12 protein-coding genes are annotated in these 13,908 nt (G+C 65.8%); 3 read left to right on the top strand and 9 right to left on the bottom strand.

Annotated features, from left to right (window positions below; all coding sequences use genetic code 11):
* Positions 1 to 371: 371 nt before the first annotated feature.
* The 3 genes from dnaG to P9255_RS04735 form a co-directional block, all read right to left on the bottom strand.
* Positions 372 to 2,255, bottom strand: coding sequence for a DNA primase (gene dnaG / locus P9255_RS04745; protein ID WP_309765767.1), 1,884 nt, complete (start codon positions 2,253 to 2,255; stop codon positions 372 to 374).
* Positions 2,256 to 2,276: 21 nt separating this feature from the next.
* Positions 2,277 to 2,723: a GatB/YqeY domain-containing protein gene (locus tag P9255_RS04740; protein ID WP_309765766.1), complete on the bottom strand. Its 447-nt coding sequence runs from the start codon at positions 2,721 to 2,723 to the stop codon at positions 2,277 to 2,279.
* A 259-nt stretch (positions 2,724 to 2,982) separates the two neighbouring features.
* Positions 2,983 to 4,209 carry an NAD(P)/FAD-dependent oxidoreductase gene (locus P9255_RS04735; protein WP_309765765.1) on the bottom strand — a complete coding sequence of 409 codons (1,227 nt, stop codon included), beginning with the start codon at positions 4,207 to 4,209 and terminating at the stop codon, positions 2,983 to 2,985.
* A 60-nt stretch (positions 4,210 to 4,269) separates the two neighbouring features.
* Here P9255_RS04735 and tsaD point away from each other — a divergent pair, with 60 nt between their 5' ends.
* Entirely contained in the window at positions 4,270 to 5,298 is a 1,029-nt protein-coding gene (gene tsaD / locus P9255_RS04730; protein ID WP_309765764.1) for a tRNA (adenosine(37)-N6)-threonylcarbamoyltransferase complex transferase subunit TsaD, read from the top strand.
* Here the strand turns inward: tsaD and P9255_RS04725 are convergent.
* A complete protein-coding gene (locus tag P9255_RS04725) occupies positions 5,295 to 5,927 on the bottom strand; it encodes a glutathione S-transferase family protein (RefSeq protein WP_309789201.1) in 633 nt (210 codons plus the stop codon). The two genes, tsaD and P9255_RS04725, sit on opposite strands and share 4 nt — an antisense overlap.
* A 30-nt stretch (positions 5,928 to 5,957) precedes the next feature.
* Positions 5,958 to 7,184 carry an MFS transporter gene (locus P9255_RS04720; protein WP_309765762.1) on the bottom strand — a complete coding sequence of 409 codons (1,227 nt, stop codon included), beginning with the start codon at positions 7,182 to 7,184 and terminating at the stop codon, positions 5,958 to 5,960.
* Between the two features lie 103 nt (positions 7,185 to 7,287).
* On the opposite strand from P9255_RS04720, the gene P9255_RS04715 reads away from it, so the two are divergent.
* Entirely contained in the window at positions 7,288 to 8,184 is an 897-nt protein-coding gene (locus P9255_RS04715; protein ID WP_309765761.1) for a LysR substrate-binding domain-containing protein, read from the top strand.
* Between the two features lie 50 nt (positions 8,185 to 8,234).
* Here the strand turns inward: P9255_RS04715 and folE2 are convergent, their stop codons facing one another.
* The 4 genes from folE2 to P9255_RS04695 form a co-directional block, all read right to left on the bottom strand.
* Positions 8,235 to 9,032, bottom strand: coding sequence for a GTP cyclohydrolase FolE2 (folE2, locus tag P9255_RS04710; protein ID WP_309789200.1), 798 nt, complete (start codon positions 9,030 to 9,032; stop codon positions 8,235 to 8,237).
* Between the two features lie 153 nt (positions 9,033 to 9,185).
* Positions 9,186 to 11,096 (bottom strand): 1-deoxy-D-xylulose-5-phosphate synthase, encoded by a 1,911-nt coding sequence (gene dxs, locus P9255_RS04705; protein ID WP_309789348.1) that lies wholly within the window; start codon positions 11,094 to 11,096, stop codon positions 9,186 to 9,188.
* 79 nt (positions 11,097 to 11,175) lie between these two features.
* On the bottom strand, positions 11,176 to 12,063 hold the full coding sequence (locus P9255_RS04700) for a farnesyl diphosphate synthase (RefSeq protein WP_309765759.1): 888 nt from the start codon (positions 12,061 to 12,063) through the stop codon (positions 11,176 to 11,178).
* Entirely contained in the window at positions 12,060 to 12,416 is a 357-nt protein-coding gene (locus P9255_RS04695; protein ID WP_309765758.1) for an exodeoxyribonuclease VII small subunit, read from the bottom strand. The genes P9255_RS04700 and P9255_RS04695 overlap by 4 nt, the downstream gene beginning before the upstream one ends.
* A 322-nt stretch (positions 12,417 to 12,738) precedes the next feature.
* Here P9255_RS04695 and P9255_RS04690 point away from each other — a divergent pair, with 322 nt between their 5' ends.
* Entirely contained in the window at positions 12,739 to 13,842 is a 1,104-nt protein-coding gene (locus P9255_RS04690) for an aromatic ring-hydroxylating dioxygenase subunit alpha (protein ID WP_309765757.1), read from the top strand.
* The last annotated feature ends 66 nt before the right edge of the window (positions 13,843 to 13,908 follow it).

Raw genomic sequence — 13,908 nt, 5'->3', positions numbered from 1 at the left:
ACCCAATGCGCACGCCGCTTCCTGCTGACCTGCCGCGTGCCCCTGCCCGGAGCCCTATCGCGGTTCGAACGCACTGCGCCCGATCGTGAATCGCTCTACCCGCAATAGCAGCCGCTTCCCTTGCGCCCGTCTGTTCGTCGGCGTGCTTACCCGCCGTTCTCGCGTGTCCCGGCGCGCTTTCGCGGCGCCCTCACCGCACTCGCCGCTACCACGTTCGCTTCGACAGCCGATTCAACCAGCGCCTTGCTGCAACCTACCCGACCTTCCCGACTGACTTCGTCACACGTCGCTCATTGGCCCCGCCGACCTAGCCCGAACCGGCAAAATAGTCGACTGAAAACAACGAATTTTGAACTTTTTATTATAGCATTTCACCTTTCTGCATCCGGGCTGACGGCCCTGCCCGCCTTGATCTGCGCGACTTTCGCCGACAAATCTGAAAACTCCGCGACCTCTTCCGCCGACAAGCTCGATTGCCTCGCCAGTTGATCCAGCCGCGCCCGATACGTGTCGTGCCGCAGCTTGACCACCGTCGCCTGCAGTTCCTCCGCTAACAGACGCCTCTGCTCCTCCACGCGCTGCGCCGCGCCCTCGTCCGATGGATCGCGCAGCAGCAGATCTCGCACGTTTTCATCATAGGCGAGAATTTCCTGGAAGATATCCTCGTAGGTTGGCGCATTAGCAGCATTTCTCAAGACATCCGACAGCATCTGGAACTCCGCCGCGACGCCCAGTTCGCGCGCGTGACCGATCACCTCGCTGAACAGTTCGCCGTGCTCGGTCATGGTCACGAGCGTGCGTTCGCTCTCGCCATCGAGCGATACCGCGATGCCCGGATACATCACCAGATTGCGCAGCGCCCGCTGTTCCTGGCCGGTCACGCGTCGGCGCTCGCTTTTCGGCACCGACGCGCGGGCCACGGCGGCCGCGCGCGAATCGATATCGCACAGCGCTGCAATTTCCGTGAACGGCGTGTCGAGCCGGTCCGCGAGCATATGCAGGATCTGCACCCGGAGCGCGTTGGCGGGCAGCGCCTGCAGAAGCGGCTTCGCGTCGAAGAGCGCCTTTGCGCGGCCCTCGGGCTGCTCCAGTTCCTTGTCGTTCAACACCTCGTTAAGCAGGAATTGCGACAACGGCATCGCGCGATCCACCTGCTCGCCGAAGCCGTCCGTGCCGAACTCGCGGACATAGCTGTCCGGGTCGTGCTCCTTCGGCAGAAAGAGGAACTTGATCGTGCGGTTGTCCGCGGCGTGCGGCAGCGCCGCTTCCAGCGCGCGACGCGCCGCGCGGCGGCCGGCCGAGTCGCCGTCGAAGCTGAACACGACGGTGTCCGTCTGCCGGAAAAGCTTTTGCACGTGGACCGGCGTGCAGGCGGTGCCGAGCGTCGCCACGGCGTTCGCGAAGCCCAGCTGCGCGAGCGCGACGACATCCATATACCCTTCGACGACGAGCGCGTAACCCAACTCGCGGATCGCGAGCCGCGCTTCGAATAGTCCGTAAAGCTCGCTGCCCTTGCTGAACAAGGGCGTCTCCGGCGAATTCAAGTATTTCGGTTCGCCGCCGTCGAGCACGCGTCCGCCGAAACCGATGACATTGCCCTTCACATTGCGGATGGGGAACATCACGCGTTCCCGGAAGCGGTCGTAGCGGCGCGCCTGGCCTTGCCCGTCCGTCTTCTCGCTGACGATCACGAGCCCTGCTTCGACGAGATTGTCGTTGCGATAGTCGGGAAACGCGGCTTCCAGGTTCTGCCAGCCGTCGGGCGCGTAGCCGAGGCCGAAGCGCGCGGCGACTTCGCCCGTGAGGCCGCGCTTCTTTAGATACGCGATCGCGTTCGGCGCGGCGCGCAACTGCTTCCGATAGAAGTCGCAGGCGGTCTGCATGACGTCGGTCAACGCGGTACTGACCGCCTTGCTCGGCGCGCTGTCGCCGCCGCCCGGTCCGCCACGGAACGAATTCGAAGGATCTTGGGGTACGGTCAGCCCCGCGCCTTGCGCAAGATCCTTGACCGCCTCGGGGAACGTTAGCCCCGTGTGCTCCATCAGGAAGCCGATCGCCGTGCCGTGCGCCCCGCAGCCGAAGCAGTGATAGAACTGCTTGGTCGGGCTGACCGTGAACGACGGGCTTTTCTCGTTATGGAACGGGCAAAGACCCATGAAGTTCGCGCCGCCCTTTTTCAGTTGGACGTAGCGGCCCACCACGTCGACGATATCGACGCGGTTGAGCAAATCCTGCAGAAATGCGTGCGGAATCACCGGTGGTCGGCGCGGCGTGCGTTACTTGACGAGCGCGGCTTTGACTTGCGCGGATACCGCCGTCATGTCCGCCTTGCCCGCGAGCTTCGGCTTCAGCACGCCCATCACCTTGCCCATGTCCTGCGGACCGGCCGCGCCCGTCGCGGCGATCGCGGCCTGAATTTCGGCGGCGATGGCGTCGGCGGAAAGCTGCTCGGGCATGTACGCGGACAGAATGGCCAGTTCGGCCTTTTCCTTGTCGGCGAGATCGGTGCGGCCCGCGGATTCGAACTGGCTGATCGAGTCCTTGCGCTGCTTGATCATCTTGTCGACGACAGCGGTCACGGCGGCATCGTCGAGCGTCACGCGATCGTCAACTTCACGCTGCTTGATCGCCGCGAGCAGGAGGCGAATCGTGCCGAGGCGCTCGGTTTCGCGCGCGCGCATGGCAGTCTTCATGTCGTCGTTGATCTGGTCTTTGAGGCTCATCGTTCACCCGGTGCAATTGCGAAATGGAAAACCCCGACCGACGTTCGACCGCGCCGCGAAAGCAAAAACCCGCTTGGGAGCGCCTCCTCAAGCGGGACTGTAGCGAGTCGATGGAAGCCTCGAGCGATATGCGCGCCGCCGTAACGCCAGTCAGGGCGAAGGAGCAGCGCAAAGGCGCGCAAGGAATCCTCCGATGACCGTCCGAGTATAGCAAACGGGTCCGTCTTTCGAGGCCGGAGAAACGCCGTCCCGCGCGCCCTCAGGCCACCCTGGCGATGCCGTGCGCGTACTCGGCCGCAGCCTTGCCCGCCGCGAAGCCCGAGGCCCACGCCCACTGAAAGTTGTAGCCGCCGAGCCAGCCGGTGACGTCCACCGCCTCGCCGACGAAGTACAGTCCCGCGACGCGCTCGCTCATCATCGTGGCCGACGATAGCTCGCGCGTATCGACGCCGCCGCGCGTGACTTCGGCCTTGCGATATCCCTCCGTGCCGCTCGGCGTGAGCGACCAGTCGGACAGCGACGCGCCGATCGCTTTCAGCGTGCGGTCGGGGAGATCGGCGAGGCGCGCATCGACGCTTACGCGCTGCGCATCGAGCCAGGCATGCGCGAGCCGCGCGGGCAGATGCTCGGTCAGAAAATTGCCGATCTGCTTCTTCGATCCTGCTTTCGCGTCCAGCAGAAGTTCGGTCGCGTCCAGTTCCGGCAGCAGATCGACGTGAATCGATTCGGACGTATTCCAGTAGCTCGAGATTTGCAGCACGCCCGGCCCCGACAGCCCGCGATGCGTGAGCAGCAAGTCCTCGTCGAACTCGCCGCGCGTCTTGCCCTTGCCGGCGCTGATGCGAACCGGCAGCGACAGTCCGGACAATGCGGCGAACGGCGTCCAGTCGGCGGAAGTGAAGGTGAGCGGCACGAGCGCGGGGCGCGTATCGATGAGTTTGTGCCCGAACTGCTTCGCCACGCGATAGCCGAAGTCCGTGGCGCCGATCTTCGGGATGGAGAGTCCGCCCGTCGCGATGACGAGCGCCGCCGCGCTGATCGCGCCGGCGGTCGTATCGAGCGTGAAGCGCGCGCCGTCCTGGCGGATTGCATGCACGCTCACCGGCCGCCGCCACGCGACGCCGCCCGCATCGCACTCGCTGCGCAGGACATCGATGATCGTCTCGCTCGAATCGTCGCAAAAGAGCTGGCCTTTGTGCTTCTCGTGCCACTTCACGCGGTATTGCTTGAGAAGCGCGAGAAAGTCGCGCGGGGTGTAGCGAGCGAGCGCCGAGCGGCAGAAATGCGGATTCGCCGACAGGAAGTTCGCCGGTTGCGCGTTGATGTTGGTGAAGTTGCAGCGGCCGCCGCCCGAGATGCGGATTTTTTCCGCGAGGCGTTCCGCGTGGTCGATGAGCACGACGCGCCGGCCCGCCTGAGCCGCGACGGCCGCGCACATCATGCCGGCCGCGCCCGCGCCGATGACGGCGATATCGAAGGATTCCATGCCGCGCATTGTAACTGGGGCCGCTGGTATACTTTCCCGTTACCCTCCGACGCCTTCATCATGCTCGTTCTCGGCATCGAAAGTTCCTGCGACGAAACCGGCCTCGCGCTCTATGACACGGAGCGCGGCCTGCTTTCGCACGCCCTTCATTCGCAGATCGCGATGCATCGCGAGTACGGCGGCGTCGTGCCGGAACTGGCGTCGCGGGATCACATCCGCCGGGCGCTGCCGCTTCTCGAACAGGTGATGGCGGAGGCGAAGGCGGAGCGCGCCGCCATCGACGCCATCGCGTTCACGCAAGGGCCGGGGCTCGCGGGCGCGCTGCTCGTCGGCGCGAGCATCGCCAATGCGCTGGCGATGGCGTGGGACAAGCCGACGGTCGGCATCCATCATCTCGAAGGACACTTGCTGTCGCCGCTGCTCGTCGATGCACCGCCGCCCTTTCCGTTCGTCGCGCTGCTCGTGTCGGGCGGGCATACGCAGTTAATGCGCGTCACGGATGTCGGCGTCTACGAGACGCTCGGCGAAACGCTCGACGATGCCGCCGGCGAAGCCTTCGACAAGACCGCGAAGCTGCTCGGCCTCGGCTATCCGGGCGGGCCGGAAGTCTCGCGGCTCGCCGAATTCGGCACGCCGGGCGCGGTCGCGCTGCCGCGTCCGATGCTGCACTCCGGCGATCTCGATTTCAGCTTCAGCGGCCTGAAAACCGCCGTGCTGACCCAGAGCCGCAAGCTCGGCGCGAACGTCTGTGAACAGGCGAAAGCGGATCTGGCGCGCGGTTTTGTCGATGCCGCCGTCGATGTGCTCGTCGCGAAGTCGCTCGCGGCGCTCAGGAAGACGGGACTGAAGCGCCTCGTGGTCGCGGGCGGCGTCGGCGCGAACCGGCAGTTGCGTGAGGCGCTGTCGGCGGCGGCGAAGAAGCGGCGCTTCGACGTCCACTATCCCGATTTGTCGCTTTGCACCGACAACGGCGCGATGATCGCGCTCGCCGGCGCGCTGCGGCTCACGCGCTGGCCCGACCAGGCCGTGCGCGACTACGCATTCACCGTGAAGCCGCGCTGGGACCTGACCTCGCTCGCGCGCGCCTAGTTCTTCCTCGGCGGGCTGAACGCCTGCACGACCGACTGAAACACATCGAGCGCCTCGCATCGATCGCCGTGGGCGATCAAGGCAGGCCATCGCGCGCCCGCGAAAACCGGCGCATGCGCCTCGCGGGCGAAGCGCAGCGCGCACGCCACGGCGATGTCCGCGTGACCGATCGCATCGCCGAACCAGAAAGGCGTCGGGCGCGCGGCGCGGTCGGCTTCGAGCGCATCGAGCACGCGCTCGACCTGGCGCCTGCAGCGATCCACCCACGCCTGCGATTCCTGCTCATGCAGCACCCGCTCGTAGACGAGCGCGACGGCTTTGTCGGCGAGTCCCGTCGCCAGTGCGCAAACCTTGAGGGCTTCACGCCGCGCCGCGCCGTGCGATGCGATCAACGCCCGCGTTGCGCCCGCCTCGTCGTCGAGGTAGTCGAGGATCATCGCGCTTTCGATCAGCACGTCGCCGGAATCGAGCACGAGCGTCGGCACGCGGATCAGCGGGTTGATCGGCGCGATCTTGTCGGCATCGCCGAAGACGGACCACGGGCGATGCTCGTACGCAATGCCGTAGAGATGCAACGCGATGGCGACGCGCCGCACGAACGGGGAATCGTATTGGCCGATCAGAATCATTACGCGCTCCGTGTTGTCGGAGTCGGCAGTTTAAGGTCGCGCGGGCCTCGGAAACAATGGCAGCGCGAGCGTCGCGCAAGCGCCCGCCGCGAGCCACACGGCCGTCCAGGAGCCGGCGGCCAGCACGTGAGGAATCGCGAGCGGCGTCAAGAAGAGGCCGACGTACACGGCGGTGTTCGTCATCCCGAGCGCGGTTCCGGCGCGCGCGGTGCCCGCGAGCGTCGCCAGCTCGGTGTACGCAACCCCATGCCATGCCGATATCGAAACGCCCGCGAAGACGATCATCGCCGCGAGCACGACGGGCGCGCGGGCTGCGCCGGATGCCGTCGCCGCCGCGAGCGCCCCGAACGACGCGACCGCGATCCACGTCGATACGCGCAAATATCCGCGACGATTCCCATGCCGGTCCGTGTAACGGCCGCTCCACACGCGCATGACCATTGCGCCGAGCTGGAGCGCGCCCATCGTCGCACTGATCGACGTGACGCCGAAGCGGCCGGCATCGTGCAGAAAGACAGCGGCGAAGGTCAGCACCGCGAATTGCGGCACGCACAGCACGCCGATGCCGAGCACCATGCGCCACACGAGCACGTCGCCGAGCGGCGCGGCGCGTTTCGGCTGCGACGGCTTCGCGTGCGGCGGCTCGCGCAGCCAGCGCCATGTGAACGCGCCGGCAACCGCGCACATCGCGGCCAGCGCGCCGAATACGGCGGAGAATCCGATCGACGACGCGAGCCACGGCAGCAACGCTGCGCCGATCCCGCCGCCGAGCGGCACGGCGGTCTGCCGGATGCTCATCGCGAGGCCGCGCTCGCCTTCCGCAAACCAGGCCATCACCGCGCGACCGCTCGCGCCGTTCACGCTGCCGCCGAACAGGCCCAGCGCGCACAGGCCGACCACGAGCCAAGCGAGCGACGGTGTTGCCGCGCTCGTCGAAGGCGCGACGAACACGCTCATCGCGGCGAGCGCGGCGGCGGTCGCAATCAGTCCGATCAGCAGGACGCGGCGATCGCCCCATCGATCGGTGAGCAGGCCCCACGGCAACTCCGATACCGCCGCGCCCAGCCCCAGCGCCCCCAGCGCGAGCCCCAGCTCGCCGTTGCTCAGGTGATAGCCGCTGCGCAACCAGACGGCGGTCGTCGGTATGCCGGCGACGGCGGCGGAAAAGCTCGCGTTCGCCGCCACGCCGACGCCGAGCACCTTCCAGCGATGCGCGCCGCCAGCCGCAGGCGCGGTTGAGTCGAAAGTCGTTGCCATGCCATGCCTCGTCATCGTTGACTGCGGCCAGTTTGACGGCTTAGGATCGTCCTGAAAATCAAATAGTTCTGGACGAATCATTCGATAAAACAGGATGGTTATCATGAATCAAACGACGTTCGACCTTGCCGTGCTTCGCAGCTTCGTCGCCGGCATGCAGCTGGGCAGTTTTGCGAAGGCGGCGGATCGCGTGGGCCGGTCGACGTCAGCGATCAGCGCGCAGCTTCGCAAGCTGGAGGAGCAGGCGGGCATCGAACTCTTTCGCAAGTCGGGGCGCGGGCTGGCGCTGACCGACGCGGGCGAGGTGATGCTCGGCTACGCGCGGCGCCTCGTCGAGCTGAACGACGAAGCGGCGGTGGCGGTGCGCGGCGTCGATCTCGAAGGATGGATTCGGCTCGGCCTTCAGGAGGACTTCGGCGAAGCCGTGCTGCCGGACGTGCTCGGCCGCTTCGCGCGGGCGCATCCGAAGGTGCGGATCGAAGCGCGCGTCGCGCGCAACACCGAACTGCTGGAACGGATCGATACCGGTCAGCTGGATCTCGCGCTCGTGTGGGGCATGGCGGGCGCAAAAGAATTCGAGCCGATCGCGGCGCCGCGCATGCGCTGGATCGGCTCGTCGTCGGTGCCTTTTCAACAGCACGCAAGCGAGCCGCTACCGCTCATCGCCTTCGACCGTCCGTGTGTCTTTCACAGCGCGGCGACGGCAGCGCTCGATCGCGCGGGAATCAAATGGCGCGTGGCATTCACGAGCCCGAGCCTCGCGGGGCTGTGGGCCGCGGCTGCAGCCGGGCTCGGCGTCACTGTGCGGACATGTTACGGGCTGCCGTCGACCGTGCGCGCGTTGGACGACGTCGAATCCGGCTTGCCGCCGCTGCCGTCGATTCCGCTCGCGTTGCATCGGGCGTCGGCGGGCGCATCGGCCCCGGTCGAGCGGCTCGCGTCGCTCGTCATCGATTCGGTGCGGGAAACGCATTCGGCAGCGGAACCGGCGTTTGCATGAAAAAACCGGTCGCGCGGACCGGTTCTTCGTTCAGCTGTCAGCGCAAACGCTTAGCGCTTGTCCCGCTCGATGACCGCATACGCGCTGTGATTGTGAATCGACTCGAAATTCTCCGCTTCCAGCACATACGCGACGATGCGATCGTCGGCATTCAGCCGCACCGCGATATCGCGCACGAGGTCTTCCACGAACTTGGGATTCTCATAAGCGCGCTCGGTCACGAACTTCTCGTCGGGGCGCTTCAGCAGGCCCCACAGTTCGCACGACGCCTCTTCTTCCGCAACGCGCACGAGTTCCTCTACCGCGACATCGCCGGCCAGTTCGGCCGTGATCGTCACATGCGATCGCTGATTGTGCGCGCCGTACTGCGAGATCTTCTTCGAGCACGGGCACAGGCTCGTCACCGGCACGAGCACTTTCAGCGACAGACGCGTTTCGCCGTTGCGCTTCTCCGCGACGAAAGTCACTTCGTAATCGAGCAGGCTCTGCACGCCCGATATCGGCGCGGTCTTCATCACGAAATACGGCACGCTCACCTCGATACGGCCGGAGTGCGCTTCGAGCTTCGTAAGCATCGCGGCGAGCATGGTCTGCAGCGCGGCCTGATCGAGCGGCTCGCGATTCTCCTCGAGCAGCGCGACGAAGCGCGACATGTGCGTGCCCTTCTGATCGGCGGGCAGATGCACATCGAGGTTCCAAACGCCGACGCTCGGCTGCACGCCGCTCGCCGTGCGCACCGACAGCGGATGCCGCACGCCCTTGACGCCGACGCGCGCGATATCGATTTGACGCGTATCCGGCGTGCTTTGCACATCGGGCATGATGAAGGCGGGATTCATCTGATTCATTTGTTATGTCCTTTGCGCCGCGCGCGGAAAGGCCGGGCGTTGAGCGGCGATAAACGATGAAACGCAAACGGCGCGGGGGAGAACCCGCGCCGCATGGCTGACCTTACGTCTGGCGCGCCGCTTCCCCGGGCCCGCCTGTCAGCCGAATTCGCGTCAGGCGACGCGCTTGGTCAGCTTGCCCGCGCTTTCGACGGCGCTCAGGAAACGCTCGCGGATCGAATGCGCGATACCGGCCGCGTCGAGGCCAACGCTCGCGAGCAGCCTCGCGGGATCGCCGTGATCGATGAACACATCCGGCAGGCCCAGTTGCAGCACCGGCTTGACGATGCCGCTCGCCAGCAGCGCTTCGACGCACGCCGAGCCCGCGCCGCCCATGATCGAGCCTTCCTCGATGGTCACGATGGCGTCGTGCGTCGCAGCGAGTTCGCGCAGCAGATCGGCATCGACCGGCTTCACGAAACGCATGTTGGCGACGGTCAGGTCGAGTTCGTCGGCGGCAGCGAGCGACGGCGCGACCATCGTGCCGAATGCGCAAATCGCGATGCGTTTGCCGGAGCCGAGTTTCTGCGACGATTCGCGGCGAATCTCGCCCTTGCCCACGGGAAGCGCGGTCATCTGCTTGACCGTGGCCACGCCCGTGCCCGCGCCGCGCGGATAGCGCACGGCAGTCGGATTCGATTGCTGCAGCGCGGTGTACAGCATCTGGCGGCATTCGTTCTCATCGGATGCGGCCATCACCGTCATGTTCGGAATGCAGCGCAGGAACGCGAGGTCGTAGTTTCCCGCGTGCGTTGCGCCGTCCGCGCCGACGAGACCCGCGCGGTCGATTGCGAAAACCACCGGCAGGTTCTGCAGCGCGACGTCGTGAATCAACTGGTCGTATGCGCGCTGGAGGAAGGTCGAATAAATGGCGACGACGGGCTTCATGCCGTCCGCCGCGAGACCACCCGCGAACGTGACCGCGTGCTGCTCGGCGATGCCGACGTCGAAGTACCGGTCCGGGAAGCGCTTCTCGAATTCGGCCATGCCCGAGCCTTCGCGCATGGCGGGCGTGATGCCGACCACGCGCGAGTCTTGCGCGGCGGCGTCGCACAGCCATTCGCCGAACACCTGCGTGTAGGTCTTCTTCGACGGCGCGGTAGACGGCTTGATGCCCTCGGCCGGGTTGAACTTGCCGGGACCGTGATAGAGCACCGGATCGGCTTCGGCGAGCTTGTAGCCCTGGCCCTTCTTCGTGACGACGTGCAGGAATTGCGGGCCGCGCAGCTCCTTGATGTTCTGCAGCGTCGGGACGAGCGAGTCGAGATCGTGACCGTCGATAGGTCCGATGTAGTTGAAGCCGAACTCTTCGAACAGCGTCGCCGGCACGATCATGCCCTTCGCGTGCTCCTCGAGCTTGCGCGCAAGATCCAGCACCGGCGGGGCGGCGCGCAGCACGCGCTCGACGCCCGCGCGCGCGGCGGCGTAGAAACGGCCCGACATCAGGCGGGCGAGATGGCGATTCAGCGCACCGACCGGCGGGGAGATCGACATGTCGTTGTCGTTCAGGATGACGAGCAGCGGCAGGTCGTCGGCGACGCCCGCGTTGTTCATCGCCTCGAACGCCATGCCGGCCGTCATTGCGCCGTCGCCGATCACGGCGATCGAATAGCGGTTGTCGCCCTGCAGCTTGTTCGCGACCGCCATGCCGAGCGCCGCCGAAATCGACGTACTCGAGTGCGCCGTCCCGAAGGTGTCGTAAGCGGACTCGGCGCGGCGCGGGAAGCCGGAGATGCCGCCCAACTGGCGCAGGCCGGGCATCTGGTCGCGGCGGCCGGTCAGAATCTTGTGCGGATACGTCTGATGGCCGACGTCCCACACGATACGGTCGTTCGGCGTATCGAAGACATAGTGCAGCGCGATCGTCAGCTCGACCGTGCCCAGGTTGGACGACAGATGGCCGCCCGTCTGCGACACGCTGTCGAGCACGTAGGCCCGCAGTTCGTCGGCAAGCGGCTGCAGTTGGCGTCGATCGAGGGCGCGGAGGTCGGCCGGATCGTCGATGGATTTCAGCAAGTCGTACATCGTCGTCCCATTGTAGGAAAACTGGCGTGATTCGTTCAGCGCGATTGTTGCGCCGTGGGGTTCGTCACGCATTCAACATTCAATGCACCCGGTTCACAACCAGGTCAGCAAGTTCAGCAAGCCGCTGGCCGCGTGCGCCGAACGGCCGGATGGCGGCGTGCGCGTCGCGGCCGAGTTGCGCAGCGAGTTCGCGGGATGCGTCCAGTCCGATGATGGACACGTAAGTCGGTTTGTCGTGCTGGGCGTCCTTGCCCGCCGTCTTGCCGAGCGTGGCGGAGTCCGCGGTGACGTCGAGAATGTCGTCGACGACCTGGAACGCGAGGCCGACCGCGGCGGCGTACTGATCGAGCGCCGCGAGTGCTTCGGCGCCCGGCGGCCCGCCCGCCAGCGCGCCCATGCGCACCGAGGCGCGCAACAGCGCGCCCGTCTTCTTGCGATGCATCGTCTCGAGTTCGGGCCGCGACAGCTTGCGGCCGACGCTTTCGAGGTCGATCGCCTGCCCGCCCGCCATGCCGACCGAGCCGCTCGCAACCGCCAGTTCGCGCACGAGCGCGGCCTGCTGGCTATCGGAGAGACCGTTGCCTTCGGCCGTCAGCGCGACGAACGCCTGCGACTGCAGCGCATCGCCGACGAGCAGCGCCGTCGCTTCGTCATACTGGATGTGTACCGTGGGCTTGCCGCGGCGCAGGGCGTCGTCGTCCATGGCGGGCATGTCGTCGTGCACCAGCGAATAGACGTGGATCATTTCGAGCGCGGCGCTCGCGGCCTCGACCGCCTGCGCGCTCGCGCCGGTCAGTTCGCCGGCTGCGTGAACGAGCAGCGGGCGCACGCGCTTGCCGCCGCCGAGCACGGCGTAGCGCATGGCTTCATGGAGCCGCGCCGGAGCGATGTCCGTTCCGGGAAGGTAATGCTCGAGCGCGGTTTCGACGCGGTCGAGCGTGGCGCGCATCCATTGTTCGAAGGTCATAGGTCGTCCCCGTTGTCGGTGGCTGCGCCCGCGCCCTGAGTTGCGCCCTGAGTTGCGCCCTGACTCGCGCGCTGTACGTCGGCGGGCAGCGGCTTGAGCGTCTCGCCATCGAGCACGCGAACCTGCTGCTCCACTTTTTCGAGCTGCTGTTGGCAAAAGCCCACAAGCGTCGCGCCGCGACGGTACGCCGCAAGCGAATCCTCGAGGCTCAGCGCGCCCTCTTCCATGCGCGCCACGAGCGATTCGAGCTCGGCCAGCGCGGCTTCGTAATTTTCCGGAAGCGACGCGGCGTCCGCGCCCGGCGCGTTGCCGCCGGTTTCTTCGCCTGTTGCCTGGACTGCGGTCTTCGCCATGAATCGTGGATGTGCAGTTGAAAATTGGAACCAAGTCGCACATTCTACGGCAAAAGCCAAATTTTCGACCCGCACCCGGTACGTATGGCAGACGAGGGACCGCGCGAGCCGGCTTGTCGCCATCTGCCCGAAAACCGCATGAAACGGCGCACCCGCACCGGCGCGATAAACACGCGCTTAGCGGAACTCTCGTGACAATTTATACCCAAATCAAGACCTTATGCGCCCCGGCGTGGCGGATTTCGGTATAATCGCGGGCTCCCTAAATCGAATCTTCGATGGTTGGGTTGTTCACTGCTTTCACGTCTTAACGGGAGTGGGAATGTCCAATCTGAGCAATGCATTGCAGTTGAAGGCTGTTCATAGCCAACTGCCAGTCACGGCTTACTTTGACGAAGCGCTTCTTACGCGCGAACTCGACACACTTTTCAAGCAGGGTCCACGCTACGTCGGGCACGAACTCATGGTTCCCGAAGCGGGGAACTATTTCGCGCTTCCGGGCGAGGGCGAAGGGCGCGTGCTCGTGCGCAATCAGCAGCAAATCGAACTGCTGTCGAACGTGTGCCGCCATCGCCAGGCCATCATGCTCAACGGCCGCGGCACCGCGGACAACATCGTCTGCCCGCTGCACCGCTGGACCTACGATCTCAACGGGCAGTTGCTCGGTGCGCCGCACTTCGCGGACAAGCCCTGCCTCAATCTCGGCGCGACGCCGCTGCAGAACTGGCAAGGCCTGCTCTTCGAGGCAGAGGGCCGCAACGTCGCGGCCGATCTCGCGAAGCTCGGCACCGCGCGCCACTTCGACTTCTCGGGCTTCATGTTCGATCACGTCGAAGTGCACGAGTGCAATTACAACTGGAAGACTTTCATCGAGGTCTATCTGGAGGATTACCACGTCGCGCCGTTCCATCCGGGGCTGGGCAGCTTCGTGTCGTGCGACAACCTGGAATGGGAATTCGGCGACTGGTACAGCGTGCAGACGGTGGGCGTCCACAAGAATCTGGAAAAGCCCGGCAGCCCGACCTATCGGAAGTGGCACGACGAAGTCCTGCGCTTTCGCAACGGCGCGCCGCCGGAGTTCGGCGCCATCTGGATGGTGTACTACCCCGGCCTGATGATCGAGTGGTATCCGCACGTGCTCGTCGTGTCGTGGCTCATTCCGCGCGGCACGCAAAAGACGACGAACATCGTCGAGTTCTACTACCCCGAGGAAATCGCGCTGTTCGAGCGCGAGTTCATCGAGGCGGAACGTGCGGCGTACATGGAAACCGCGCGCGAAGACGATGAAATCGCCGAGCGCATGGATGCCGGCCGTCGGGCGCTGATGTCGCGCGGCGAGAACCAGGTCGGGCCGTATCAGAGTCCGATGGAATCCGGCATGCAGCATTTCCACGAGTTCCTGCGGCATCAGCTCGGCGCCATCTGAGCGCGCACTGGCAATTCGAAGAGACGGGCTTTCGGGCCCGTTTTTTCTTTTAGACTATCGGCTCTG

Source organism: Caballeronia sp. LZ019 (genome assembly GCF_031450825.1).
Lineage (GTDB): Bacteria > Pseudomonadota > Gammaproteobacteria > Burkholderiales > Burkholderiaceae > Caballeronia.
The sequence above is the reverse complement of the archived record's forward strand: the minus strand, read 5'-3'. Positions and strand labels throughout refer to the sequence as shown.